The 24,863-nt window shown below is 53.2% G+C and carries 26 protein-coding genes and 2 tRNA genes; 16 read left to right on the forward strand and 12 right to left on the reverse strand.

Features of this window, described 5'->3' with window-relative positions; genetic code table 11:
* Positions 1–67 precede the first annotated feature (67 nt).
* Positions 68–1,432 carry an NAD-dependent succinate-semialdehyde dehydrogenase gene (locus tag BMZ14_RS09295; RefSeq protein ID WP_074796976.1) on the forward strand — a complete coding sequence of 455 codons (1,365 nt, stop codon included), beginning with the start codon at positions 68–70 and terminating at the stop codon, positions 1,430–1,432.
* 44 nt (positions 1,433–1,476) lie between these two features.
* Here the strand turns inward: BMZ14_RS09295 and gdhA are convergent, their stop codons facing one another.
* Both gdhA and BMZ14_RS15470 read right to left on the reverse strand, forming a co-directional pair.
* The gene (gene gdhA / locus BMZ14_RS09300) at positions 1,477–2,820 is read right to left on the reverse strand and encodes an NADP-specific glutamate dehydrogenase (RefSeq protein ID WP_074796977.1); all 1,344 of its coding nucleotides are present in this window, start codon (positions 2,818–2,820) and stop codon (positions 1,477–1,479) included.
* A gap of 202 nt (positions 2,821–3,022) precedes the next feature.
* Complete coding sequence (locus BMZ14_RS15470; RefSeq protein WP_256208531.1) at positions 3,023–3,157, reverse strand: hypothetical protein; 135 nt, start codon at positions 3,155–3,157, stop codon at positions 3,023–3,025.
* 40 nt (positions 3,158–3,197) lie between these two features.
* Between BMZ14_RS15470 and mltA the strand changes: the two genes are divergently transcribed.
* Positions 3,198–4,406, forward strand: a complete 1,209-nt coding sequence (mltA, locus tag BMZ14_RS09305) for a murein transglycosylase A (RefSeq protein WP_074797072.1) — start codon at positions 3,198–3,200, stop codon at positions 4,404–4,406.
* A gap of 47 nt (positions 4,407–4,453) precedes the next feature.
* Here the strand turns inward: mltA and BMZ14_RS09310 are convergent, their stop codons facing one another.
* Together BMZ14_RS09310 and BMZ14_RS09315 are read right to left on the reverse strand one after the other, a co-directional pair.
* Positions 4,454–5,167, reverse strand: coding sequence for a DsbC family protein (locus BMZ14_RS09310; protein WP_074796978.1), 714 nt, complete (start codon positions 5,165–5,167; stop codon positions 4,454–4,456).
* 116 nt (positions 5,168–5,283) lie between these two features.
* Positions 5,284–6,453 carry a UbiH/UbiF family hydroxylase gene (locus BMZ14_RS09315; RefSeq protein ID WP_074796979.1) on the reverse strand — a complete coding sequence of 390 codons (1,170 nt, stop codon included), beginning with the start codon at positions 6,451–6,453 and terminating at the stop codon, positions 5,284–5,286.
* 204 nt (positions 6,454–6,657) lie between these two features.
* Between BMZ14_RS09315 and BMZ14_RS09320 the strand changes: the two genes are divergently transcribed.
* A tRNA-Met gene (locus tag BMZ14_RS09320) sits at positions 6,658–6,733 on the forward strand.
* Positions 6,734–7,069: 336 nt separating this feature from the next.
* Here BMZ14_RS09320 and BMZ14_RS15290 read toward each other — a convergent pair.
* Positions 7,070–7,267, reverse strand: a complete 198-nt coding sequence (locus BMZ14_RS15290; protein WP_218145006.1) for a hypothetical protein — start codon at positions 7,265–7,267, stop codon at positions 7,070–7,072.
* 364 nt (positions 7,268–7,631) lie between these two features.
* Between BMZ14_RS15290 and BMZ14_RS09330 the strand changes: the two genes are divergently transcribed.
* Entirely contained in the window at positions 7,632–7,982 is a 351-nt protein-coding gene (locus tag BMZ14_RS09330; RefSeq protein WP_074796981.1) for a hypothetical protein, read from the forward strand.
* 200 nt (positions 7,983–8,182) lie between these two features.
* Here the strand turns inward: BMZ14_RS09330 and BMZ14_RS09335 are convergent, their stop codons facing one another.
* Entirely contained in the window at positions 8,183–10,090 is a 1,908-nt protein-coding gene (locus BMZ14_RS09335; protein WP_256208532.1) for a glycosyltransferase family 2 protein, read from the reverse strand.
* Positions 10,091–10,379: 289 nt separating this feature from the next.
* Here BMZ14_RS09335 and chaB point away from each other — a divergent pair, with 289 nt between their 5' ends.
* Together chaB and BMZ14_RS09345 are read left to right on the forward strand one after the other, a co-directional pair.
* Positions 10,380–10,607, forward strand: coding sequence for a putative cation transport regulator ChaB (gene chaB, locus BMZ14_RS09340; protein ID WP_074796983.1), 228 nt, complete (start codon positions 10,380–10,382; stop codon positions 10,605–10,607).
* A gap of 481 nt (positions 10,608–11,088) precedes the next feature.
* Complete coding sequence (locus BMZ14_RS09345; RefSeq protein ID WP_074796984.1) at positions 11,089–11,361, forward strand: hypothetical protein; 273 nt, start codon at positions 11,089–11,091, stop codon at positions 11,359–11,361.
* Between the two features lie 26 nt (positions 11,362–11,387).
* Here BMZ14_RS09345 and BMZ14_RS09350 read toward each other — a convergent pair whose 3' ends face one another.
* The 3 genes from BMZ14_RS09350 to BMZ14_RS09360 all read right to left on the reverse strand — a co-directional run bounded on the left by BMZ14_RS09350 (position 11,388) and on the right by BMZ14_RS09360 (position 13,617).
* The gene (locus tag BMZ14_RS09350; RefSeq protein ID WP_074797073.1) at positions 11,388–12,158 is read right to left on the reverse strand and encodes a Kazal-type serine protease inhibitor domain protein; all 771 of its coding nucleotides are present in this window, start codon (positions 12,156–12,158) and stop codon (positions 11,388–11,390) included.
* Between the two features lie 490 nt (positions 12,159–12,648).
* Entirely contained in the window at positions 12,649–12,858 is a 210-nt protein-coding gene (locus tag BMZ14_RS15295) for a hypothetical protein (RefSeq protein WP_218145007.1), read from the reverse strand.
* Between the two features lie 357 nt (positions 12,859–13,215).
* Positions 13,216–13,617, reverse strand: a complete 402-nt coding sequence (locus BMZ14_RS09360; protein ID WP_074796986.1) for a PRC-barrel domain-containing protein — start codon at positions 13,615–13,617, stop codon at positions 13,216–13,218.
* A 450-nt stretch (positions 13,618–14,067) separates the two neighbouring features.
* Here BMZ14_RS09360 and BMZ14_RS09365 point away from each other — a divergent pair, with 450 nt between their 5' ends.
* The 5 genes from BMZ14_RS09365 to BMZ14_RS09380 all read left to right on the forward strand — a co-directional run bounded on the left by BMZ14_RS09365 (position 14,068) and on the right by BMZ14_RS09380 (position 17,166).
* On the forward strand, positions 14,068–15,168 hold the full coding sequence (locus BMZ14_RS09365) for an ADP-ribosylglycohydrolase family protein (protein WP_074796987.1): 1,101 nt from the start codon (positions 14,068–14,070) through the stop codon (positions 15,166–15,168).
* Positions 15,169–15,539: 371 nt separating this feature from the next.
* The gene (locus tag BMZ14_RS09370) at positions 15,540–16,019 is read left to right on the forward strand and encodes a carboxymuconolactone decarboxylase family protein (protein WP_074797074.1); all 480 of its coding nucleotides are present in this window, start codon (positions 15,540–15,542) and stop codon (positions 16,017–16,019) included.
* Between the two features lie 270 nt (positions 16,020–16,289).
* Positions 16,290–16,430 carry a hypothetical protein gene (locus BMZ14_RS15125; RefSeq protein WP_177186952.1) on the forward strand — a complete coding sequence of 47 codons (141 nt, stop codon included), beginning with the start codon at positions 16,290–16,292 and terminating at the stop codon, positions 16,428–16,430.
* Complete coding sequence (locus BMZ14_RS14830) at positions 16,430–16,693, forward strand: cupin domain-containing protein (RefSeq protein WP_143071941.1); 264 nt, start codon at positions 16,430–16,432, stop codon at positions 16,691–16,693. Before BMZ14_RS15125 ends, BMZ14_RS14830 begins: the two co-directional genes overlap by 1 nt.
* Positions 16,694–16,749: 56 nt before the next feature.
* The gene (locus BMZ14_RS09380) at positions 16,750–17,166 is read left to right on the forward strand and encodes a cupin domain-containing protein (RefSeq protein WP_074796989.1); all 417 of its coding nucleotides are present in this window, start codon (positions 16,750–16,752) and stop codon (positions 17,164–17,166) included.
* A gap of 65 nt (positions 17,167–17,231) precedes the next feature.
* Here the strand turns inward: BMZ14_RS09380 and BMZ14_RS09385 are convergent, their stop codons facing one another.
* Both BMZ14_RS09385 and BMZ14_RS09390 read right to left on the reverse strand, forming a co-directional pair.
* A complete protein-coding gene (locus tag BMZ14_RS09385; RefSeq protein ID WP_074796990.1) occupies positions 17,232–18,215 on the reverse strand; it encodes an NAD-dependent epimerase/dehydratase family protein in 984 nt (327 codons plus the stop codon).
* Positions 18,212–19,219, reverse strand: a complete 1,008-nt coding sequence (locus BMZ14_RS09390; RefSeq protein ID WP_074796991.1) for a ketopantoate reductase family protein — start codon at positions 19,217–19,219, stop codon at positions 18,212–18,214. Before BMZ14_RS09390 ends, BMZ14_RS09385 begins: the two co-directional genes overlap by 4 nt.
* A gap of 345 nt (positions 19,220–19,564) precedes the next feature.
* On the opposite strand from BMZ14_RS09390, the gene BMZ14_RS09395 reads away from it, so the two are divergent.
* Both BMZ14_RS09395 and BMZ14_RS09400 read left to right on the forward strand, forming a co-directional pair.
* Positions 19,565–20,335, forward strand: coding sequence for a type 1 glutamine amidotransferase domain-containing protein (locus BMZ14_RS09395; protein ID WP_074796992.1), 771 nt, complete (start codon positions 19,565–19,567; stop codon positions 20,333–20,335).
* A 285-nt stretch (positions 20,336–20,620) separates the two neighbouring features.
* On the forward strand, positions 20,621–21,832 hold the full coding sequence (locus BMZ14_RS09400; protein WP_143071942.1) for an RtcB family protein: 1,212 nt from the start codon (positions 20,621–20,623) through the stop codon (positions 21,830–21,832).
* Positions 21,833–21,900: 68 nt separating this feature from the next.
* Here the strand turns inward: BMZ14_RS09400 and BMZ14_RS09405 are convergent.
* A tRNA-Leu gene (locus BMZ14_RS09405) sits at positions 21,901–21,987 on the reverse strand.
* 100 nt (positions 21,988–22,087) lie between these two features.
* On the opposite strand from BMZ14_RS09405, the gene queA reads away from it, so the two are divergent.
* From queA to yajC, 3 genes are all read left to right on the forward strand, one after another.
* On the forward strand, positions 22,088–23,140 hold the full coding sequence (gene queA / locus BMZ14_RS09410; RefSeq protein ID WP_074796994.1) for a tRNA preQ1(34) S-adenosylmethionine ribosyltransferase-isomerase QueA: 1,053 nt from the start codon (positions 22,088–22,090) through the stop codon (positions 23,138–23,140).
* Between the two features lie 163 nt (positions 23,141–23,303).
* A complete protein-coding gene (gene tgt / locus BMZ14_RS09415) occupies positions 23,304–24,410 on the forward strand; it encodes a tRNA guanosine(34) transglycosylase Tgt (protein WP_074796995.1) in 1,107 nt (368 codons plus the stop codon).
* A gap of 38 nt (positions 24,411–24,448) precedes the next feature.
* Complete coding sequence (gene yajC, locus BMZ14_RS09420; protein WP_074796996.1) at positions 24,449–24,784, forward strand: preprotein translocase subunit YajC; 336 nt, start codon at positions 24,449–24,451, stop codon at positions 24,782–24,784.
* Positions 24,785–24,863 lie beyond the last annotated feature (79 nt).

Raw genomic sequence — 24,863 nt, forward strand, 5'->3', positions numbered from 1 at the left:
GGCGCTGTATTCGGGCTGCTTTTGCCGTCCGTCGAGTTTGACACTTCTTTTTGAAGAATAGCACATCATGCCGTATATCAGTCTGAACCCCGCTACCAGAAAAACACTGAAAACTTATACCAGTTGGGATAGCAATCATCTCGCAGAGGCGCTGGAGCAAGCTTACAACGCGCAGCGAAACTGGGCGCGAACGACCTTCGCGGAACGCGTGGAGCGGATGAATTGCGTCGCCAAGCTGCTGCATGAGCGGATCAGCGAATACGCCGCATTGATGGCCGCTGAAATGGGTAAACCCGTGCGCGAGGGCCACGCGGAGATAAAAAAATGCGCCCTTGTCTGTGATTATTACGCGGTGCATGCCGAGCATTTCATGGGAGCGGAAGTGGTTCAGACCGGCGCGGGCAAAAGCTATGTCTGCTACGAACCGCTCGGCGTCGTGCTGGGCGTGATGCCGTGGAATTTTCCGTTCTTTCAGGTGATGCGCTTTGCCGCTCCTGCGCTGATGGCGGGCAACGGCTGTGTTCTGAAACATGCATCCAGTGTGCCGGGGTGCGCGCTGGCGCTGGAGCAATTGTTCCGCGACGCGGAATTTCCTCCCCATCTCTTTACTACGCTCATGATTGAAGCGTCTGACGTGGCCGACGTTATCGCAAGCCACTACATCCAGGCCGTTACCCTGACCGGGTCAGAGCCGGCGGGACGCGAAGTAGCTTCCCATGCCGGACAGCATTTGAAGAAATGCGTTATGGAACTGGGGGGATCGGATGCGTTCGTCGTGTTGAAGGACGCCGATCTGGAACTCGCCGCAAGCTTCGCAGTGCGATCGCGGTTTCAAAACTGCGGACAGTCCTGCATAGCGGCAAAGCGTATTATCCCGGTAGCGGAAATCGCCGATGAGTTTGTCGCCCTGTTTATAAAGAAAGCAGCAGAACTGAAGATGGGCGACCCGATGGATGAAACTACTCAGATCGGCCCAATGGCGCGGCTAGATTTGCGGGAGGATTTGCATCAGCAGGTAGCAGACTCGATTGCGCAAGGCGCCCAACCGGTCCTTGGCTGCGAACCCGTCCGTGGGGCAGGCGCTTTCTACCCGCCCTCTGCGCTTGATAGGGTAACAGCGAAAACCAGGGCATATCATGAGGAATTATTCGGTCCCGTAGCTGCCATCATCCGCGCTCGAGATGAGGAAGAGGCAATTCGCATTGCCAACGATACGCGTTTTGGCCTTGGTTCCAGCATCTGGAGCCGCGATCTGGATCGAGCAGAAAAAATAGCAGGGCAAATTCAGGCTGGTTCCTGTTTTATCAATGGCATGGTCAGGTCTGACCCCCGTTTACCGTTTGGCGGCACGAAGGCTTCCGGATTTGGCAGGGAGCTTTCGTACCACGGCATCCGGGAGTTTGTTAACATCAAAACGGTCTGGATCGGTTGATCTCTTCGAGTCCAGTGAGCCGGATGGAAGCGGAGACTTTCTCTTCAGATCACTCCCTGTCCGATCATCGCGTCAGCCACTTTTACAAAACCAGCTACATTGGCGCCGTTGACATAGCTTACGCTACCGTCTTTCCGCCGGCCGTATCGTAAACAGGATTCATGGATAGCCTTCATGATCTCGAGCAACCTTGCGTCTACCTCTTCCCGCGGCCAGGAGAGACGCATGGCGTTCTGGCTCATTTCCAGACCGGAGGTGGCCACCCCGCCCGCATTGCTTGCTTTACCCGGCGCGAAAAGAACGCCGCTCCGTTCGAAGCGCTTCACCGCCTCTGCGGTGGAAGGCATATTGGCGCCCTCAGCAACGCAGATCACCCCGTTTTTGATCAAGGTCTCCGCATCCTCGTCGTTCAGCTCGTTCTGGACGGCGCATGGCAGAGCGACATCGACCGGCACGTGCCATGGTCGCCTCTCAGGAATAAAATTGCACTTTATCCGTTCGGCGTATCTGCCGATGCGCGCCTTCTGGCTGTTTTTTACCTCCATCAACTCCGCCAGTTTTTCGATGGTGAAGCCGGCTTCGTCAACTATGGTACCGTCGGAGTCCGACAAGGTGATGACTTTGGCGCCGAGCGCCATCGCCTTTTCCACCGCATATTGCGCGACATTCCCCGAGCCCGAGACAGAAACTCGCAAGCCATCGAGCGACCGGCCAGATTGCTTGAGCATTTCCTCGGCAAAATACACCGTGCCGTAACCGGTAGCTTCCGGACGAATCAGTGATCCGCCGAAGCTCAGGCCCTTGCCCGTAAATACACAATCAGAGCGGTTGGACAGCTTTTTCATCATACCCGCCATGAACCCCACTTCCCGCCCGCCAACGCCGATGTCACCCGCCGGTACGTCTATGTCAGAACCGATATGGCGGAACAGTTCACTCATATAGGCCTGACAGAAACGCATCACCTCTCCCTGGCTCTTGCCTTTAGGGTCGAAATCCGCGCCACCTTTTCCGCCACCCATAGGCAGGGTAGTGAGGGCATTCTTGAAAGTTTGCTCGAACGCCAGAAATTTAAGGATGGAAAGATTTACCGTCGGATGAAAACGAGTGCCGCCCTTGTAAGGCCCGATGGAAGAGCTGTGCTGAATGCGATACCCGCGGTTGACGTTCACTTCCCCTTTATCGTCTACCCAGGATACCCGGAATATGATTATTCGCTCCGGCTCTATCAGACGATCCAGAATGCCGTGCTCGGCATAGCGGGGGTGTTCCGTGATAAAAGGCCAGAGGCTTTCCATGACTTCAGCCGCCGCCTGCAGATATTCCGGCTGACCTGGATTACGCTCTCCTATGTACGCGCAGAATTCCTGAAAACTTTGATACTTCATTGTTAATGCCCCTTGTACGAAAACCCATCTTTCCAAGACGAGTATTCTGCCAAATAACCCGCGGGATCGCACTGTATTTTATTGATGGAAGGAGCAGGAACGCCCACAGAACCGCCCAAACCTCTACCGCTATTCCTGCCGGCTTGCGAGAATGCATTCAATAGCGGAGATAATGAAATCAAATTGTCATTCGCGAACGCCTTTAGTCTTTTTTTCCGTCATTTCCATCGTTCTCGTCATCTTTTTTGCGCGGCTTCGCTGTCCACCAGATGATGAGAAGAAATAACGACAGGGCGACGGCCGCTTCCAGGAGTAATACCCACATAGGATCAATCATGTTGTATATTTGCAATTATACGACTTTAACCCATAACCTGATGAAAGACCAATTAGGCCTGCTCGCTGTTACCGCCTTATTATTGCTCAATGCATGTGGCACGACAACGCCTACTCCACGCATCGCTACCGAAAAGGGGACCGAGCCTGCCGGTTCACCGGTCGCGGCTCTTTCCGTACCCCCCCTCAGGCCAACCGATTGGAACACCCTGACGGGCTGGTCGGACGACGATATTTTACCCGCGCTGGACGCGTTTCTCCGCAGTTGCGCTGTTTTGAAAAACCGGCAGCTTTGGCAGGAAACCTGTACCCAGGCTGACACCATGCGCGGGCAGGACAGCGTCACCCTGCGAAAATTCTTCCAGAGCCGTTTTGTTCCACACCAGGTGCTGAATTCCGATGGTAGCGGCGACGGTCTTATCACTGGCTATTACGAACCCTTGCTGAAGGGCAGCCGCAAGCAATCCAGGCGCTACCGCTTTCCGTTATACACGACCCCCGATGAACTTCTCGTGATTGATTTAAGCGAGGTTTATCCGGAACTCAAAAACATGCGGCTGAGAGGCCGGCTTGAAGGCCGCAAGGTCGTACCATATTACAGCCGGTCTGACATAGCCGGTAATCCCTCGCGGCTACAGGGCAAGGAACTCCTGTGGGTGGACGATGAGGTCGAACTGTTTTTCCTGCAGATCCAGGGTTCGGGGCGGGTAGAACTCGAGAATGGTGAAATCGTGCGGGTAGGTTACTCGGAACAAAACGGCCATCCTTATAAATCCGTCGGAAGGCTGCTGGTGGAACGCGGCGAATTACCTCTGGAAAAAGCATCCATGCAGGGAATCAAGGCGTGGGGTCAGAGGAATCCGCACAAACTGGGGGAGTTGCTGCGTCAGAATTCGAGTTTTGTCTTTTTCCGCGAGTTGCCAGCCGCCCTGCCAGGACCGTTGGGCTCGCTGGGAGTGCCGCTGACCGCAGGCAGAAGCCTTGCTGTTGATCCTCGTACCGTACCCCCGGGTGCGCCGGTTTTTCTTGCCACCACCTGGCCCAATACCGACAGGCAGCTTCATCGGCTAATGGTGGCGCAGGACACCGGCGGAGCCATCAAAGGCAATGTTCGCGCCGATTTTTTCTGGGGTTTTGGCCGGGAAGCAGCGGACCAGGCAGGGAAGATGAGGCAGACGGGCAAGATGTGGGTGTTGATGCCTGCCGCATACGTGCCGCAAGGTTCGGCGCGGGACGCGCAGAACCGGTAAAGCGGCAAGTTAGCAGCGGGAGTCCTGGTCTCGCATCTCCCCCGCAGTCATTTCACCGATGCCGCGCTCAGTCTCTTTTCGATGGTTGCGGCAGGAATCATGCCGGGCGCTATCGAGCCATCGGGAAAAATCAGCGTCGGGGTACCGCTTATACCGTTCTTCTGACCCACCTCAATGAGCGTATCCATCGGTGTTTCACAGGTTTTTCCAGGTGGGGCAATGTTCCTGAGCATGAAGTCCTCCCAGGCCTTGAGGCGGTTGGGAGAGCACCAGATCGCCGTAGCCGTCGGGAGCGATCCTCGAAGCACAGGGTAAAGCAAGGTATAAACCGTTACATCGCTAACATTGGTCAATTCCTTTTCCAGCCGCTTGCAAAAAGGGCAATTTGGATCCGAAAAAACTACCAGCTTGCGCTTTCCGTTGCCTCTGACTGCCTTGATTGCATGTTCCAGCGGTAGGGACGCGGTATCGATGCGGCGTGCATCCTTCACTTGTTGCAAGCGTTCGCTGGTAAGGCTTTCCTTCGTTTGCGGATCAACCACATGGCCTAAAAAAAGGTAGGATACTTTTTCGTCTGTATAAAATAACTCCCCGCCCACCACGACTTCATATAGCCCGAGATAGGGAGTTTTCTTCACGCTTTCGATTTTCTCTCCCGGAAAACTTACCTCGAGCGCTTTTCTTAACGATGCCTCATCAGCATGGGCCGCGCCAAAAAAAAAGTACAATAGCAAAGAAGGGATGACGAGATTTAAACGCATAGTCGTGTTGCTCCGGTTGAAGTAAGGTTTTACGGCGCATGACTGTTATCTGCCGCCTCTCACTTGTTATCACTTACACTTTGCAAATTCAAGTTTATAATCCGCCTCAGCTCTCTTCAGCTCAACGAGTGCTGCATCAACCGGTCCTTTATGAGAGGCAGGCGGTTGGTAATTCCCATCCCTAAGTTACGCAGGCGAACAAGGGTTGGATTCGTGTTGTCGAACAACTTCTGCAAACCGTCGGTAACGAGTTCCAGGGCTAGAATATCTTCCTTGCGCGCCCGCTCATAGCGGCGCAGCAGCAGGTAATCGCCACAATCCGCTTGCAAGCCGCGCTCCTGGATAATGGAAGCCAGCTTGTGCGCATCGCGCAAACCCAGATTTACCCCTTGTCCCGCGAGCGGGTGGATGCCATGAGCGGCATCGCCGATGAGCGCAAGACGGGGCTGCACGAGCTTCTTCACGTGCACGAAGTTCAGAGGAAAAGCGGCGGGCCGAGTCACAAGCTGCATTTCCCCCAATGTATGATAGGAAGCCTGGCTGACCTGTCGGCATAGCTCGGCTTCGGATAAACCGAGCAACGCGTGGGCGTGCTCTTCCTTGGCGGACCAGACCATGGATACGAGTTTTCCGGGCAATGGCAGCAGCGCCAGCACGCCATCTCGCCGGAACCATTGGTAGGCGACATTATTATGAGCCCGCCCGGTTTGGAAATTGGCTACTACGCCCATCTGTTGATAAGAGTGGCGCGCCACTTCGATATTTGCCTGCGACCGTACCCACGAGTTCAGGCCATCGGCGCCAACGATCAGTGCGGTTTGCAGCGCATTTCCATCGTCCAGGCGCAATTCCGCGTGAGATTCGCTCCATACCGCTGAAGTGCATTGTGCGGGACAGAAAATCGTTACATGCTTTTTTTGACGCTTGAGGGCGTTCCAAACTGCGGTCTGAAGCTGGCGGTTTTCCACGATAAAAGCCAGCTCGGCGCAACCGATATCGTAGGCGCTGAAATCAAGACGTGCGGCAGTGTCGTCGCCAAACACAGCCATGTTATAAACGGGGGTTATTCGATCGTCCTTCAGGGCTTGCCATACGCCCAGATTTTGCAGGAAAGCCGCACTGCCGGGACTAATGGCATAAATTCTGCTGTCCCAGGTGTCATCGGAAGGAAGCGGAAGCGGCGAGCGAGACTCCACCAAAGCGATTTTGAGACCGCTGCCCTTGAGAGCAAGCGCGAGGCTCCCGCCGACCAGCCCGCCACCGACAATAACCAGATCGAATTTCATCAAGGCATTATACAGTTGCTTTGAATACGATGGGGCGAGGTTAACCCGTCATCGGCCCTGCGCGTTTTGTGCTGATCGGATTTCCGGAGTGAGACAACGCCTCCTTTTTCTTGTTCAAGATCATATAGATAATATTCGCAAGCCCTTGTAAACCTTGACAGAGTTGCCCTGTAAGGGCATAATTGCAAACCCTCCAAATACAGTGGCGAATTAGCTCAGTGGTTAGAGCAGCGGAATCATAATCCGTTGGTCCCCAGTTCGAATCTGGGATTCGCTACCAAGAATCAAAGGCTTATCTCGTAACGATAGACTAGTTCCGTCTCTGTGGGACACTAGTGGGGAAGTTTAGCCCAATCTTCGTCTCTACTCTCTTCTTATCTTACCTTGAGTGTCACGCTTCCGTTACTAACTATCATTACTTTCGTATCTTGCGCCTAGGAGGAGATACCTTAGCGCTACCCCTACCTTCCGCCAGACCTGAGGAATTATTTTTATTTCCCTCCTGGCGTTAGTCGCCGGTACATTTCTGTACTTTGTCACCAACCTGAAAATTAAACTCGTTCATTTTCCCTCCAGCGCATCATTCAATCGTTCGATGAGGACATTGAGGTTACATTCAATTCCCGACGACTGCCCCAGGTAATACCGCTTCGTTACTTCCACCGCCGCTTTCCTTAGTTTTGTTGCGGAGCGGTTGCGTTTGGTAGGGAACTTCAGGAACTACGCGTCTTCTGCACCCATCGCAGCAAGTCAATTCTTCAAGCGGTTCATCCTCCTGCGCTGGCGGTGTCGCCATCATGACTGGTTCGATCATGCATTCCTGAAGCTCAAAGCTATTTGGCGATCTGTCAATGAAGACAGTTGACCCATCACTGTATAAAAGCCTGTAACCGGCAACGCCTTGGGCTAATTCCCATCCCTCTGTTATTTTCATTTTTCCTCACGGTTTTTCTGCAATCTCTGTTGCGGTTAGTTTGTAGTATGTAACTAATTGGTTTACGTTCTTATGTCCCACCAGTTCTGCTGAAGCCATCGGGTCGATTGTGCGATAAGCTTGTAACGGCCTCGCGCCGAGATTTATGAAGGGTTAAATCATAAATCCTCCGCGTATGAGTTAATTCTCGTCTTTTAAGCAAAAGTCGTGCCTGTTTTAACAATATCTTCGCTTTCATCTCCTTATGTTAGAACTTAAGGGGGGGTGTTTCCGCTGTGTAAAAAATCTCGCCATTGCCTACGCTTTCTTAGTGCCGACAGCTGGCCTGGACGTTCCACGGTGGGAGGCTAGAGACATATTGATTGCTATTGGATTAGGAAAGCCAAAAGTGGGCCTATTAGACTTTAAGGGTATTGGCGGAGGAAATATTGGAGCTAAAGCCCCTTTCATTGTGGGGGCTGTTGGAGGCTACGATTATCGGCTGCATTCCCGTCGCGACGTGGATCTGAATGATCCAGCTGAAGCAATCGAGATTATTCTTATGGCAAAACATCTCTTCCGGATTGCAGATGCACGATCTCGTGAGAAATCCTGAGGTAACTCTGAAACGAGGCCTACTTCTCCCTCTGTATGTTTCGTTCCATAATCCCGGTCAAACTTCCTCGCCGGATGGACAGTATTGAGGTCTTGTGCTTACTAATGCCAATATAGAAAGTCGTCCGTGTAGTCCCACATGACGCAAGTGAAGATCGCCAGAAATACGGGCGCATCATGTGCTCATAGTATTCCGTGCTTTCACGCCAGTTTTTGGTTTTGCAAGCGAGGTGATCCCACAACAGAACTTGTTGCTCGCCCAGATTTCCCGGATGCGGACGCGATCACGCCGCGGAAGAAGCTGACCAGTTCCGGCACGTGGTGGTCGAATGTGAATAGGTGCCGCTGCTGCCATACCCGCTCGCGTACGGTTTGCATTTGCTCGCGATCCCGTAGCTGGACGGCAAGCTCATCCATGGTATCAAAAAATATTCCGGTGCCAAGCTGCTTCGACAATGTTAGCGTAGCGACGAGCGCCCCGTCGTTCCCCTTCTGCAGCATTGGCAGGCCGGCTGCGGCAAGCGTGCTTAACCGGGCCGGGTAGTTCAGGTCATCCCAGTTTACTCTCCGTATTTCGCCTCCATTGCCGCTGTCGAAGAGGTGCAGCCAGCCTGCATCATATTGGGAGAACTCCTCGGTCCAGCGGCTTTGGTCTACGTTGGGATGCAAGTGCAGGTATCCAGGTGCCATTGCCTGGATTTTTTCAATCCATTGGAGCCACAGTCCATGCGTTATCTCCCCGTAAAAATGCAGGTGAATGCCGTGGTTGGCAAGCTCCGCCACATGATGCGGGTGGAGGCCGATAGGTCGGCCCGGCGACACTGTGTGAATTTCACCATCAACTGCGGAACGCAGCGGCGTACGCGGCCGGTCAAACCAGTCGCGCTTGGGCAAATCCCCATCCAGCACATGCGTTGGTTTGTTCCGGGACAGGCCGGGGACGACAGTATCGAACCAGTCCCGCATTTCCGGGCTCGAGAAGATCTGTCCATCCGAATACTGGTGCAGGTCGATCAATTGCTGCCACATTCCCTTTTCCAGACAAATGAACGGCCCCTCCTTGAAATGCCAGACGAATGGAATGCCGGGCGTCGCCCTTAATACCTCATGCGCAAACGGCACTGCCTGCCAGTTCAGCAGCGCGTAGATAACATCCGGCTGGATCTGCTTTATCGCTTCGCGCCAGCTGTCTCGCGGCAGATCCTCGACATGCCCGAAAGGTACGGGTCCCACGGTATTGAACCAGGTCGGATTCTGCATCCACAAGCCATACAGTTTATGTCCCTGCTCTTCCAGCGCGAGCACGCGGTCGGCGTTATAGGCGAGTTCACCGACCAGGAGTATTTTCAGTCCATCGTCGGCTCGAGGCGTATCAGGCCGCTCCCGCATCCTTCGATAGTGGTTCGCTTCATCAATCGAATGGCCGACAGACGTATGAAAGCGTATTGGTTCCTTGACCCGGTAATACGAACGAAACCGGTTTATCCCGCCTTCAGGTTCCTGCATGATCAAGTGCCGCTGCATCGGATGGGAGACCCACTCGCAAGTGATGCTGCTGGTGCCGACAAAACCGCCGAGAGGGCGTAGCCGCGTCCAGTAGAGCCGCTCCAGGTCATCCGACTCCAGTTCTGCCCGCTCCACCCAGCGCATTGCATTTTTTTTATGCATGCACTGCACCAGTTGCAATGGGAATCCCGCAATCTGCCCGCTCGCATCGCGATTGTAATGGTGGCGTACACCAGAGTAAGCCAACACTGCTTCCGTCTCGGTATCGAGGCGTTCCTTCAAACTGCCGAGATGATCCTGGTAATAAACGTCATCGCTTGGCAAGTAAGCGATAAGCCGCGCTTTCGCTTTGATAATGCCTTCGTTCAGGGCATGGCCAAGCCCCTGATTTTCCGCCAACTGGCAATATCGGATGCGTTTGTCGCTCAGGTATGTGGACACTACTTCCGTTGTTGCATCCCGCGAACCATCGTCGATAACGATCGCTTCCCAATCGGACAGGACTTGTGCATGCAGGCTGTCAAGCGCACGTCCGATGAACGGCGCCTGTTCATAAGTCGGGATCACTACACTGACGGATGGAGAGTGTGGCTGCGGCATCATGTTTCCTTCTTATGGTTGAGTGCCCGGAGCCGGGGCTTATCCATGCGGGACAGGTAAGTATAATCATAAGGAGCGCTTCGGGAAATGATGATCCATCGTCCATTGATCCCCGGTTCGAACCCATTGGCTGTTTAAATCGAACCAGGGTAGGGAGATCGTGTACCGTGCGGAGCCCCTCTCGCCTCCTCGTCTCACGCACCTTCGATCTTCTTTGTGCAAGTTTGCTATATTGAATTTTCCGTCCTTTGCAATTCAACATAGTCCGGTTAAAACTGTTCAGGAGAAACTCATGCCCTACGGTACGCTAAAAGACCTTCCGGAAAACGTTAAAAATGTATTGCCCAGGCATGCCCAGGAGATATACCAGGCGGCCTTCAATAACGCATGGGATGAATATAAGGACCCGGATGAGCGAAGGGGGGATGCATCACGCGAAGAAACAGCGCACAAGGTAGCCTGGGCAGCAGTAAAGAAGGAATATGAGAAAAAAGGTGATGAATGGCGCAAGAAGCCGTGATTCCCCAGGCTTGGCCTGCCGATCGTCTCATAAATCTAGAAATAAAATTCTCATCCGTCCTTCCCGCCTGCATCAACAACCATCAGCCGTGTGATGTTTCGCGATTTTCGCCGGCAATACGCACGGTGCGCTTGCAGAGCTGATAATTTGCGCCTGTATCGAATTCGACCGGAAATCTTCCATCCATGTAGAAAATTATCGGTGGAACTAATGATCAGGTAAAACCTCTACATCGCATTCGTTAGCGTTGATCTTGCTTCAGGCTCAACAAATTTAAAGAGCCGCGTCTGTGGACTAGCGCACAGAGCTACCCGGCTTCGAAATGAGAGAATTAGCCAAGCTGCGCAGTTAGTTACTTGCCCGCATTCGCGCCAGCTCAGCTTGTTGTGGCTTTTCGCGGGTGCGAAAGCGAAAACGCTTGTCAACCTTTTGCTCACTGGCGCCGTTTTAATTACTTCAGCACCGGATAGGAAAGCACATAATGAAAGAATCAAATTTAATAGACATGTTCGGATTGAGCGGTGATCCGGAAGAAGACGCCCGATTGGATGATTTGCTCTTTCGCCTTGAATGGGGCAGTTCGCGCGAACGCCCTGCAAATTCGAAAGAGACCAATTTATCCTCTTCCATTATGGCGGCTTCTACAGTTCAGAATTCGAACAGTACCCTTTCCGCCCTGGAAAAGGCGGAAAGGGTATGGGGGGTTACGCGAGAGGCTCATGAAATACCTAAGAGGTTTGCTTTATACAAATAACTCCTTCGGCATCCTCGTGCAGCAGCCTATTTCACGCAGATGCCGATGCAGTCGGCTCCGCCTCGTGCCGGATCACAATTATCCGAGGGATCATCCACGCACTTCTTGCCCTCGGGGCAGGGAAATCCGGCAATTCCGCCACACATTTGCCTGGGTTCTTTATCCCCGTAGGCGGAGCTTCCCTTGGGCGGGTAGTCGACCCGTTTGCCTCCCGGCTTAGTGGGTTCTTCCGCGCCAATCTTGACAGTCTCGCGGATTTGCCGCGGCTCTACCGCTTCCACGTCTATGGACTCCACTTCCCCGTCTGTATGCCGCGCGGTGTAGACACCGACAACGTCCAGAGGTACGGGGCTTTTCACCACCAGAAAGCCTTCCAGGAAGGCAAAGTCCACACAAACTCCGTCGATCGGACAAAAATAGCCTGCGATGTCAAAGCAATTCACGCCGACCGCTCCGTCCGGCTGGATAACCGCTTCCTTGAATGGCGTCACGCCGAAGGGCCCGGGATCGGATCCAAACTGTGATGCAAGCGCCACCTTGGCGGCGACAGTAATTTTTTTGTTTGTGGGATTATGTATATTGACGGTCGTGCGATAGGTGCCGCGTGCCAACGTTCCGTCCTGGTGCGGTGCCAGCAGCGAACAAGCGACTTTGGCTGCATATTGATATTCGGTTTTGATGGTCTTGGAAGGTTTTACCGCTTCTGCCTGCGATACTGGAATAATCTCAACGGCGCCAAGCACGCTACATAACCCCACCAAGGCGGAGAAGACCCCGATTATCTTCAACTGTTTCATGATAACGCCTCCTTTTCGTTTGAATTGGTAAAAATCCCGGTAACCGCTTGAATGCCCTATCATTCGGAAGCAGTGGTGCGCATTATCCTCATTCGCTATCCTCATCATCTCAGAGCAATCGATTCAGAGATTTATTCATAGCAGCGTTTGCTTTATAGTCAAGTTTAATCTGAGCAACACCGGCGACGAGACTGCCGATGTTAAGGTGACGCAGAATTAAACCGGGCTTGGTGCTGCACTGCTAGAAGTGGATTCAAAGCGGGTGATATGCCGAATCAAGCGGGATAGGTATACGGACTTGCATGACGCCCTTTACGAGCGGATTGAATTTATATGATAAAGCGGCGCGGGCACTCGCCCTGCCCTGTGGCAGTGGCAAGAAGTGTAAAGAATGTATTTGGGTGGGGTTAGGGATGATTGAACAATGCGGGCATCATCGCCTCCGAGAATCAAGCTGAATATGTCCGTGGCGAATACGTGCCCGGGACTATTACTCGGGCAGGCTGCGACCCCCTGCCGCGCCAGCTAACTTCTGGAAGAGCGCTTCACAGGACTTCTCGGCCGAGTCAAGCGCGGTATACAGTTCCAGAAGATTTACGCCAACATACTTTTCGCAGCTAGGGCAGGAAAGCTTCGGCTCGTACTTAAGTCGCGAGATGAGCTCCTCGTACATTGCCGAGCAATGAGGACACCTGATCATGATCGTCTCTGAATCCAGATTGAGCGACATGGCAAACCTTTCTGTTAGTCCGGTTGTGACTCTGCAAATCTTAGCACAGTTGTGGTGTTTTTTCTGAAATCGGGAGCAGGATTTCGAGACATGAAGTCCATTTAACTAAGCGATCTCAACGCTCAGGAGCATCGATGACTCTTCAGTTGCCCCTGAGCTTGCTCGAATCTCTGCAAACGGCGCCTCGCGGACTAAGCGAGTGACTCTGTCATCGCTCTGCGGGTTGCTAAATGGCAGTTCTGCCAAAGGGGGTAGGAATACGTTGCGCCGCCCCTGGATCAGCAACATAGCGCAGTAGAACCTTACGCTTTAAACGGTTGTGCCCGTCTATTTTGTCCCGTAGTAAGAGCGGATCTGGCTGGCATAAAGCCCGCCGTTAGCCATATCCGGCCAATTGTCTTTGTCGAACCCTGGTGCTGATTCAAGACGCTCTTTCTCTACATCCAGTATGAAACGGGTATCCAAAGTTTCCAGCTTCAACGTCAAGGCGTTCCACGGCACAGCGAAAAGTTTGTCTGCTATCCCGAGGAATCCGCCAAAGGACAATACTGCGTAAGCAACCTTGGCATTTTCCACGTCCAGCATTATTTCTTTGATTTCCCCGAGGTTTTCGCCTTTATTATTGTAGACATTCTCTCCAATGGGCCAGGTCGCACCCATCAGTCTGGGTCCAGACCCTTTGCCTTCGGTAATTTTATCCAGACCGTGGGTGTTATGTTCATAGCTCATGCTTATCTCCTAGAAAATTAAGGACAGGATCTTTGCGCATCATTAATTCACACTTTCTCAACATAAACCATTCACAAGTATTATAAAACGCGGTGTATCTCGATCCGTACGGTAACGCACTGATGTAGGGCGATATGTATTTTCCTGGCGCGACCTGATTTGGCTTTCCCATTACAATGGAAACATTGCCGGTTCAGACCGAGATCGGTCGTGCTTTAAATCGTCCCATGACTGCATTGCTTGCAAGGCAGAACGCATAAGACCGTGAGGCCGATGACAATCTACCGGCGCAGATATCCACTCAGGTTTTAGAACTATTGCTCATGTCCGGTGTAAGCGGTAGTCTTTCGATAGCCGCTATTGCGGGCTGGTGGGTGTCCCAAGGGCCTACCATTCCCCGAAAAGATCTATGATTTAAACAATCAGGTTAACCAAGAGGAGGATCAGAACATGTCCGACGCCGCCATACAGGATCGAGCCGCCGGTTCCATCATGGGCGCTTTTATCGGGGATGCCTTAGGCCTTGGCCCCCACTGGTACTACGATCTGGCGGTGCTCCGCCGCGACTACGGCGACTGGATCACGACCTATACCGACCCCAAGCCGGGCCGCTACCATAGCGATCTCAAGGCGGGCAAGCTCTCCCAGAACGGCATCCTACTCCGGCTTATGCTGGCCTCGCTCGTCGCACGCGGCGGCTATGACGAGGCTGATTTCTGCCGGAGAATGGATCAGGAGATTTTTCCGCTGCTAAACGGCATGCCCGTAAACGGCCCTGGCGGATATACCCAGCAATCGATCCGGGATGCCTGGCGCAAGCGTGTCCAGCAGAACCTGCCCTGGGGCCAAACGGGAGGCCAGGCCGATACCACCGAAGGGATAGCGCGCACCCTCGCTTTGGCGGTTCGCTATGCTTTCCAGCCAGAGGAGTTGGCAGCCGCCATCTCCAGCAATACGCGGCTTACGCAGATCGATGATACTGTGGTTACCCTGACTGTCGCGTACGGGGCGGTGTTGGGCCTCCTGGTGCAGGGGCACAAGCTCAACAGGAGCCTTTCAGGCAAGCTTATGCGATTGTCAAGGGCCGGAAAACTTCCTTTCCATACGATTACGCATACCGACCTGCAGCCGCCGCAGGCGGACTATCCACGGAAAAGCGGGCATTTCGCCTCTCCGGACGCTTTGCTTACCCCCTCGTATGTGGCTGCAGCCGCGGTGGACCCGGATATCCGGATAGAGCCAGCCTGGAAAGTCTCCATCGTTTATGGCATGACATGCGCCATTTACCACCAGCTTCCCGCAGCCTACCATCTCTCTGCCCGCTTTCCCGACGACTTTGAATCCGCTGTGCTCCATGCCATAAATGGTGGCGGCGAAAACCAAGCCCGCGCCATGTTGACCGGCGCGCTCGTCGGGGCCCAGGTCGGGCTATCGGGAATACCCCCGCGCTTCCTCGATGGCCTGGACGAATCCGAAACGCTCCAGCGATCGGCCATGGACTTGGGCGCGAAGGTTGGCGCTGCGGCTGCGGCGTCCTCCGCTGGCGTTTAGGCAACGTAAAAACACCTGCTGCTCAGCCTCGTGGATGTCCTGTATCAGCACTGTCGCCAACGTCTTGATAAGCAGCTCCTGTAAGGAGTAGCTTGAAGTGGACGATGGGGCTCAGCCAAGGTCAAGCCTTAATAAACGAAGCGTCCGACGGCTCGCATAGGGTTTCAATACGGTCTCAAGACGCCTAAGCCGTGACATTCAGTTTAGATACCGTCAGAAGGAAAATCTGGAGTTTTATGCTATAGATAGAGTAGGAAGTGGCTGGGATAGCTGATCTCATGATTGCGCCACCGGTGAATGGGACGGCAGGTGATCGCCCCACCAGATATCCAGTTACCTTCATTGGCCTTGTCAACCATCGAGGATTCATCATGACACAGCGCATTGACTACCAGAAGCAATCCCCTGAACTGTTCAAGAAATTCATGGAGTTCAGCATGGCCCTCAGGCACTCCTCGATCGAGGAGTCGATTCATGATCTGGTGAATATCAGGGCGTCGCAGATCAATGGCTGCGCATTCTGCGTGGACATGCACGTCAAGGAAGCGACGATTCATGGTGAACGACCTCTCCGTCTGCACCATATCGCCATCTGGCGCGAGTCCGCACTGTTTATTCCGCGCGAGCGCGCTGCGCTGGCATGGACTGAAATCCTTACTAAACTCCCCGCCGAGGGCGTGCCAGATGACGTCTACGAGCATGTTCGGACGCAGTTGTCCGAGAAGGAATTGTCGGACCTGACATTCCTGGTGATGTCGATCAACGCCTGGAATCGCGTCAGCGTAGGCTTCCAGACCGTACCCGGCTCGTATGACAAGGCATTAGGCTTGGAAAAATCCGGTTTGCAGTGATCACATTGCGTCGGTGCGCGTGACGCCGTTGATTACCAATCAATACCTGGATTGGTACAACTTATATAGGGCCCTCATTCGAGCTTGGGAGGGAAACACCTGATGAGACTTATGCAGTGACGCTGCTAACGGTTGCACTGGCAGCGCGAGGATCAGGGAAGATTCCACCTATAAAACTGGAGCCGCTGTCCAAACGAGCGGCCCCAGCTCTAGTGTGCTGTCCTCTCACACAATTCTAAACCACGATTATCCTTAAAAGGAGCAATGCACATGTCTGTAAAACCGATGTTGTTGCTGGGATTTCTCATCACCGGTCCTCTTATCATAAACAGTCCCCTAATGGCTCAAGAGACCGTCACGCCGCTCGTATCGAAAGATCTGGCAGGAGTTTTTCCGGCAAGGAAGTTCTGATGTATACGGTGGACTTTCCGCCGGGCTATTCAAGCCCTGTCCACCGCCACAATGCGCAGGTGTTTCTTTACGTACTAGAGGGTTCCATCGTGACGCAGGTGAAAGGCGGAAAAGAAATCACGCTGACGCCAGGTCAGACTTATTATGAAGATCCCAACGACATTCACACTGTTTCCCTGAACGCGAGTAGCGCAAAGCCAGCAAAATTTCTTGTTTTCCTGGTTAAGGAGAAAGGTGCTTCATCCCTGGTACTAGAAAAGTAAGCGCCCGCTTTGACTTGCACCGTTGGGCTAGAGTGATAACCACGAAGGAGAACACAATGTTTAATAAATTTCTGTGCGGAGTTGCACTCGCGGCTCTGTCGGTAAGTGCATCGTTAGCCGATAGCTTGCCTGCTGATAAGTCCAAGGTCACGCTGGTCTTTGATCACGTTCTTCCGAATGTGCCCGGCAAGAGCATGAAAGGCGTGCTTGTTGAATACCAGCCGGGTGGTTCATCGCCGGCACATACCCATCCAAAGTCGTCTTTCATCTATGCAACGGTCCTGGAGGGGGAAATTCGTAGCAAAGTCAATGACGGTCCCGAAAAGGTGTATCGCGCCGGCGAGAACTTCACCGAACTGCCTGGCGATCATCATGGCGTCAGCGCAAACAACAGTAAGACTCGGCCTGCACGCCTGCTGGCTGTCTTTGTCCTCGATACCGACGAAAAAAACCTCGTCACAGACGATAAATAGTGGGACTAAAAATCACATATTAAGTACATGAATTCAGTGCTACTTAACCCTCGACTTGCGCTGGTTTAGATCCAATGCTGCTGGCGGTACCAACTTACCGCATCCCTTGCTGATTCCTCTATGGGCCGTGGCTTCAAATCAAGTTCGGCAAAGGTTTTCAAAGGATCGAAATGCATGGTACGTTTTGTAAGCAGAACACCCGTGACAGTGGCCATAGGCATGCGATGTGAAATATGGTCGGCCCATAATTCACTGAACCAGCCAATCGCCAGCGCTAGGGGATATGGAATGGTCCATCGTGGCGCAGGGCGATTTACAATTTGCCCAAGAATTTGAAGCCACTCGATCAACTGATAGTTGTGTCCTCCGAGCAGATATCGAACGCCCGGTCGACCCCGTTCCATTGCGCGCACCAGTCCATCCGCCACGTCGCGGACATCAATCAGGTTCAATTTACAATCAAGATAGGCCGGAATCTTGCCCTGACAGAACGCAACCGAAAGACGGGTTGGAGGCGTTTGATTTCTATCCCCCGGTCCGACCGGCAACGTGGGACTGCATACAACGACTGGGGCGCCGGCTTCGGCTAGTTGGAACACCGCTTGTTCCGCACGAAATTTGCTCAAGCAGTAAGGCCCGATCATATCCTTTTCGCGAAAGCGCACGGACTCAACGGCTCCACCGCTGAACTCGTTCGATGTAAGAATACTTTCGGTGCTCACATAAAGCGCCCGGCTCACGCCGCTGTCAAGTGCCGCCCGAATGACATTGAGAGCGCCAGTGTGATTAATTTCGTTAAATTCAGCGCGATTACGGCGCCAAAGATTTGGATCAGCAGCCAGATGATAGACACGATCGCAACCGCGCACCATATTTCGCATCGCTCCTGAGTCTCGAACATCTGCTCGAACGAGTTCAATGCGTTCAAGGGGTAAATGACTTACTACAGCGGCAGGATGCTCAAGAACCCGTACCGGTTCGCCTCGAGCGAGCAGATGCTGCACGAGATGCGAACCAATAAATCCGCCGCCGCCCGTGACCAGGTTCACTTCAAAGCACCATGTGGCAGAGAAGCCGCGAGATGATGAAGGTGCGCTCGTGCCTGAGGGAGTCGCTCACCAGAGATTCGAGCAATCAGATTGATAACGGCATTATTAATTGGACAGGGAAAGCCTCCTGCAAGTCGAACAAGATGCCCGTTATAAGCATCAATCTCAGTTTGTCCGCTTCCCATATCCGGACTCATGGAACAATATGTCCCTCGCAAGGAAGGACGGAAGAATACCCCCATGAATTTGGGCAGGATGGGGGTTTGCAATATGCGCATGACGGTGTTGGGATGAAATGGCCCAATTTGTTCGAGCGTAAGGCCGGCGTAACGCAGGATGGAATAATTTTCCTGCAGTAAAGCGAAGAATAGTTTTTGCGTGAGCGGTTCGATGAGCAGCTCTGCGTTGTCAACACCGGCGCTTGCTGCCAGCGGTGAAATGGCTGCGTTGTACATCAGTTTCGTTGCCTTGAATGGCCCAATGTCTGAAACGCGCTGGACGGGAAATAGTTTGCCTTCGGTAAACGCGGAGGCAAGAGCGTCGATATGTTCATGTTCTGCTGCGCTTGTTGCCTTTCGCCGCGGGCCAATGTGCAAAGACCCCGCGCGGGTAATGCGAGCGCTGACGCGATCAGCGGGGCATTCGGAAACAAATGAAGCAATGGCTTCTGCAGGGTGGTCACGTTCCTCAAGTTTATTGTCATAGCCATTTTGAATTGGCAGCAATGCTTGAGTGTTCGCGATCCGTTGCAGAACCGGAGCGTTATCGAATGTTTTTGTGCATAGCAACACTACCTTGTCCGTTGGCGGCACCCATTCATCAAAATGAATGAAGTGCGCGCCGCAAATGGGCTGGCCGTCGAGCATCACTTCATCCCGGCGGCCAGCGGCGATCTTTTCTGGGTTCGAATCGACCATGGTTACGTCCCATCCAGCACGGATAAGACATGCTGCTGCTGCAACGCCAATACCTCCGGCGCCAATAATATGTGCTGACGATTTCATATCGAGAAATGTTGGCAATGTGCCGAGCAAGGCTAGCAGGACAGGCTAGAAGCGGCCTTGGATTACCATAAACCCTTCTATTCCTACAGCCAGTGAGGCTTGATATGCCTACTTACACGGCGCCATCTGTTAACTCATACATATACTCATATATTGCGTTTAATTTGAGCCGGCCACTGTGCGGTTTCATACATAGCATTTTTTGTATTTCTATACTGCTCCAGGCGTTAAGCTTCTTTTATCCTCACTGTAGGGCACCGCACAGAAGCTCCAGTACATATATTTCATTATCGACAAGTCGGTCTTTGGGCTACGCTCTTCAAATGACAAATAGTGAGCAGAACCATGAAAGCAACCAACAGGATACTTATCGTCGTGACAAATGATGACGAATTCCAAAAGGTGGGAATCAGGACGGGGCTGTGGCTTGGCGAGCTGATCCATTTTTGGGAGGTCGCCGAGGAGGCAGGTTACCAAATGGACATCGCTAGCCCATCGGGCGGGAAAGTCCCTATCGATCCGGAAAGCGTAATCCTCCCGAAGGTGGGTGATGTGGCAGGTTTGAAAGGCGAAGTCTTTAAGCGGTACGAAAACAGGGCCTTCATGAACCTGCTGGATAACACGCTAAAGGTGTCGGACGTCGACCCTGCCGCATATGATGCTGTATACATGGCAGGGGGACATGGAGTCATGTTCGATTTCCCCAACAGCGAGTCCCTGGCAGCGTTGACGGCCAGGTTTTATGAGTCGAACAAAGTTATTTCGGCTGTATGCCATGGACCGTGTGGACTGCTGGAGGCAAAGCTGAGCAACGGGGAATATCTGATTAAAGGTAAGAATGTAACCGGCTTTTCGTGGAATGAAGAACTCCTGGCAAAACGCGATCATGCAGTTCCATTCAATCTGGAGGAAGAGCTGCAAAGGCGGGATGCCAATTACAGCAAGGCCTTAGTACCCTTTACAACACATGTTGTAGAGGATGGTCTATTGATTACGGGCCAAAATCCTGGAAGTGCTCATGCCGTGGGAAAGGCCGTAGTCAAGAAACTCCAGGAGCTGACACGAGAAGCTCCGACTCCGCAGTCGCCTGAAAAGACACCCGGGGAAGTGGCGTGAATGTCCCTGGTGAGATTCGAAGCATTAGTAAAGCTTTTTTACGCTATCGTCGAAGACATTCCGCAAGTTCAACTGTTTTTCCGTGTGCCGGATAAAGCTTGGCTGACGTAATCAACAAAACCACCGGCTCTCTTCATCATTCGGTGTTTGATTACAGCTCTCCAGGGAAGCACTTGGTGTTGCCGCTTGGCCCGTCCTTCGGACACGTCGAACCAAAAACAGCCGCCTTTGTCCACAACGTACCCCCATTGTAAAAGCACGTTCGCGTGATCGAGGCCTCTGGCAATGAAGAATATTTATAGCGAGGAAGGTTTCAGACCTATCAAGGCCTGGAGTGATGTTGATGACGACGCGCTTTCCCAAGCCAGGAATCTTGCGCGACTGCCTTTCGTCGATCGACACGGTATTGCCCTCATGCCCGATTGCCATCTTGGCAAAGGTACGACGGTTGGCACCGTAATCGCAACAGACAAAGCCATCATACCCGCCGCGGTAGGTGTCGATATCGGCTGCGGCATGAACGCCGTCCGCCTTTCCCTCAAAGCTTCCAACCTGCCGGATTCGTTGCTCTCTGTCCGTCGCCAGATTGAACGTGATGTTCCCCTGGGTGCTGGCGGAAGCCGCAAAAAACCGGTTGCACTGGGCAAGCTTTCCTCTGCGCTTAACGAGGGTCATGGCTACAAGCGATGGTACGGGCGTTTCGCCCAGAGTCGAAAGACCGATGAGATCAGCCTGTTAAAAAAGGCCGAATCACAACTCGGAACTTTGGGCTCAGGCAATCACTTCATCGAGTTGTGCACAGATGAGAATCAGGACGTGTGGGTGATGCTCCACTCTGGTTCCCGGGGTATTGGCAACATGATCGGAAGCTATTTCATCGAAAAAGCCCGGCGCCGGATGGAACGCCTTTCCATTCACCTGCCGGATGGCGATCTTGCGTGGCTGGCAGAAGGCGAGGATGACTTCGACGATTATGTGGAGGCTGTTGACTGGGCGCAGGACTATGCGCTCGAGAACCGGCGGATCATGATGGAGACAACAATAGCAGCGTTACGACGCCACATTCCCATTAATTTTACCCTTACCCGGGAAGCCATTAACTGTCATCACAATTACGTGGAAAAGGAAACGCACTTCGGGCGGAATTTATGGGTGACCCGCAAGGGAGCAATACGTGCGCGGGTGGACGACCTGGGTATTATTCCCGGCTCAATGGGCCAGCGGAGCTATATAGTGCGGGGGAAGGGCGAACTTGAATCCTACTGCTCCTGCTCGCACGGTGCGGGCCGCAAAATGTCCCGAAGTCAGGCGCGAAGCATATTTACAGTTGCTGACCTGGTTCAGCAGACCAAAGGGGTCGAGTGTCGCAAGGATAAAATGGTGTTGGACGAAATACCCTCATCGTATAAGGACATCGATGAGGTGATGGCAAACCAGGCAGACCTGGTGGAAGTAGTTCACACGTTAAAAGCAGTGATGTGCGTCAAAGGAAGTTGAGAACGATGGCGCTCAAGTCCGGTAAATCTGGATATTTATACTTATTCGGACTTATTTGGTCTATCTGATGGTGCCGGGAGGGGGAATCGAACCCCCATGACCTCGCGGTCGCGGGATTTTGAGTCCCGTGCGTCTACCAATTCCGCCATCCCGGCATGATTTGCCTGCTTCTTTTCAGGAGAGGCATTATTACTGAAAACCTGAATCGCGGCAACTTGCATAAGCAAGGTCGAGCGTATCGGTATAATACGCGCGATGAAAATTCAGGATTTCGATTTCGATCTTCCCCCTGAACTCATCGCGCAGTTTCCGGCCGGGCAGCGGGCGAGCAGCCGCATGCTGCACATGGAAGGATCTACAGGTGGATTGCGGGACGCGATGTTTGCCGATCTGCCTGACTATCTACACGCGGGTGACGTGATGGTATTTAACGACACTCGCGTCATTAAGGCGCGCCTGTATGGTGTAAAGGATAGCGGAGGCAGGGTAGAGGTGATGGTGGAGCGTGTGCTGGATACGCACCGCGTACTGGCGGTTATACGCGCCGGTCACTCGCCAAAGCCCGCTTCAAAGCTTTTTCTGGCTGATGCAATCGAAGTGACGGTACTGGCGCACGAGCACGGTTTTTATACCTTGCATTTCGATCACGAAACCGCGGTAATCGAGCTACTGGAACGCTACGGCAATCTGCCGTTGCCGCCTTACATTTCGCGACCCGCTACACAGGCGGATGAGGCACGCTATCAAACCGTCTATGCGACGCAGACCGGCGCCGTCGCAGCGCCTACGGCGGGTTTGCATTTCGATGACGTTATACTGAAGAAACTGACCGATATGGGCGTGGTTACTGCCTACATAACGCTGCACGTCGGGTCAGGTACGTTTCAGCCAGTTCGGGTGGAAAATATTGCGGATCACAAAATGCACAGGGAAATTTTTCATGTGCCGCCGGAAACAGTTGAATCAATCCGGCAGGCGAAAGCCGGAGGGGGACGAGTACTGGCGGTCGGCACGACATCGCTGCGAGCGCTGGAAGCCGCAGCAGCGAGTATCGAGGGGATTGACGGAAGCGGCGGCGAATTGAAACCCGGTCGTGGCGAGACGGATATTTTTATCACGCCGGGTTATCGTTTTCGCGTGGTGGAGCGTCTGCTGACCAATTTTCATTTGCCCCGCTCAACCTTGCTGATGCTGGTCTCCGCGTTTGGCGGACTCGAAAACATCCGCCGCGCCTACCGGCATGCGATAGATGAGCGCTATCGTTTTTTCAGTTATGGCGATGCCATGCTGATCGAGAGGGAATCATAGAACGGGTCCTCGTTATACGGCTTTGCGAAGAACCTGCAAACTCCGTATGACTGAGTGGGGCCCGCAAAGCGCATTGCTGTTTGGCCGGGTTATATGCCAAGCGCGCTGTCGATTGCCCTCGTCATCACTTTATAAAATTGCTACGTTCAACAGTTGATCTGACATGAAATTCAAGTTGCATTGCAGTGACGGTCCCGCCCGCCGCGGTACGCTATCGCTAACGCACGGTACGGTGGAGACGCCTGCTTTTATGCCGGTGGGCACCTATGGCGCGGTAAAAACGATGTCGCCCGCAGAATTGCGGGAAGTGAACGCTCACATGGTGCTTGGCAACACTTTTCATTTATGGCTGCGCCCGGGGCTTGAAGTGGTCGAGGCGCACGGGGGCTTGCATCGTTTCATGGGTTGGGATGCGCCAATACTGACGGACTCCGGTGGTTTCCAGGTTTTCAGCCTGGGGGTTATGAGAAAGATCACGGAGGAGGGCGTCAGGTTCAAATCGCCGGTGAATGGTGACGTATGTTTCCTTACGCCCGAGGAATCGATGCGTATCCAGCATGTACTCGATTCCGACATTGTGATGATATTCGACGAGTGCACCCCTTATCCGGCGGACGAGCCGGCGGCAAGTGCATCCATGGAATTGAGCCTGCGCTGGGCGGAAAGATCAAGACGTGCGCATGGCGACGCAGGAAATCACAACGCATTGTTTGGCATCGTACAGGGCGGAATGTATGAAAACCTGCGCGATCAGTCGCTGTCCAGACTGCTGGACATCGGCTTCGACGGTTACGCAATAGGCGGGCTGTCGGTAGGCGAGCCCAAGGATGATATGCAGCGCATTCTCAAGCATGCCGCGCCGCAATTACCGGCGGAGAAGCCGCGCTATCTCATGGGGGTCGGGACACCGGCTGACATAGTCAACGCGGTGTCCCAGGGTATAGACATGTTTGATTGCGTGCTTCCGACGCGCAATGCGCGCAATGGCTGGCTTTACACCCGCAATGGGATAATCAAGCTTCGCAACAGCCAGTACCGCCTGGATACGGCGCCGCCGGATGAGCAGTGCGGCTGCTACACCTGCCGTCATTTCACCCGGGCTTATCTGCACCATTTGCAAAGGACCAGCGAAATTCTCGGTGCACGTCTCAATACGCTGCACAATCTGCATTATTACCAGCAATTAATGGGCGAAATCCGCGCGGCTATCGAAGCCGGGCGGTTCGAGGAATATGTGCATGCTTTTCAAGCGCGCGCCGCATCATGCTAAAATCACCTCTTTTTTGAAACCGCCTTCGGAGAAATGCCATGTTGATTAGTGAAGCGTTCGCTCAGGCTGCCGCTCCTGCCCAAGCAAGTCCGGATTTTTTAAGCCTGTTGCCGCTGGTTGGCATATTCGTGGTGTTTTATCTCCTGCTGATTCGTCCCCAGGCTAAGAAGGCTAAAGAACAGAAATTGATGATAGAGGCACTGCAAAAAGGCGATGAGGTAGCAACCACCGCTGGCGAATTGGGGCGGGTGGTTAAGGTTAGCGGGAATTACGTGATACTGCAAATTGCCGAAAATGTGCAGGTCGTCATGCAAAAGACCGCCATCCAGACGCTGCTGCCCAAGGGAACGTTGAACAGCATCGAGAGGGAATAATTGACCCACCAGATGAAGGCGCCAAGACGCGAAGAGTGCGTCATGGTCTCTATCCCCTCCTAATCTCCCATTACCGCTT

This window comes from Nitrosospira briensis, from assembly GCF_900115125.1.
Lineage (GTDB): Bacteria > Pseudomonadota > Gammaproteobacteria > Burkholderiales > Nitrosomonadaceae > Nitrosospira > Nitrosospira briensis_A.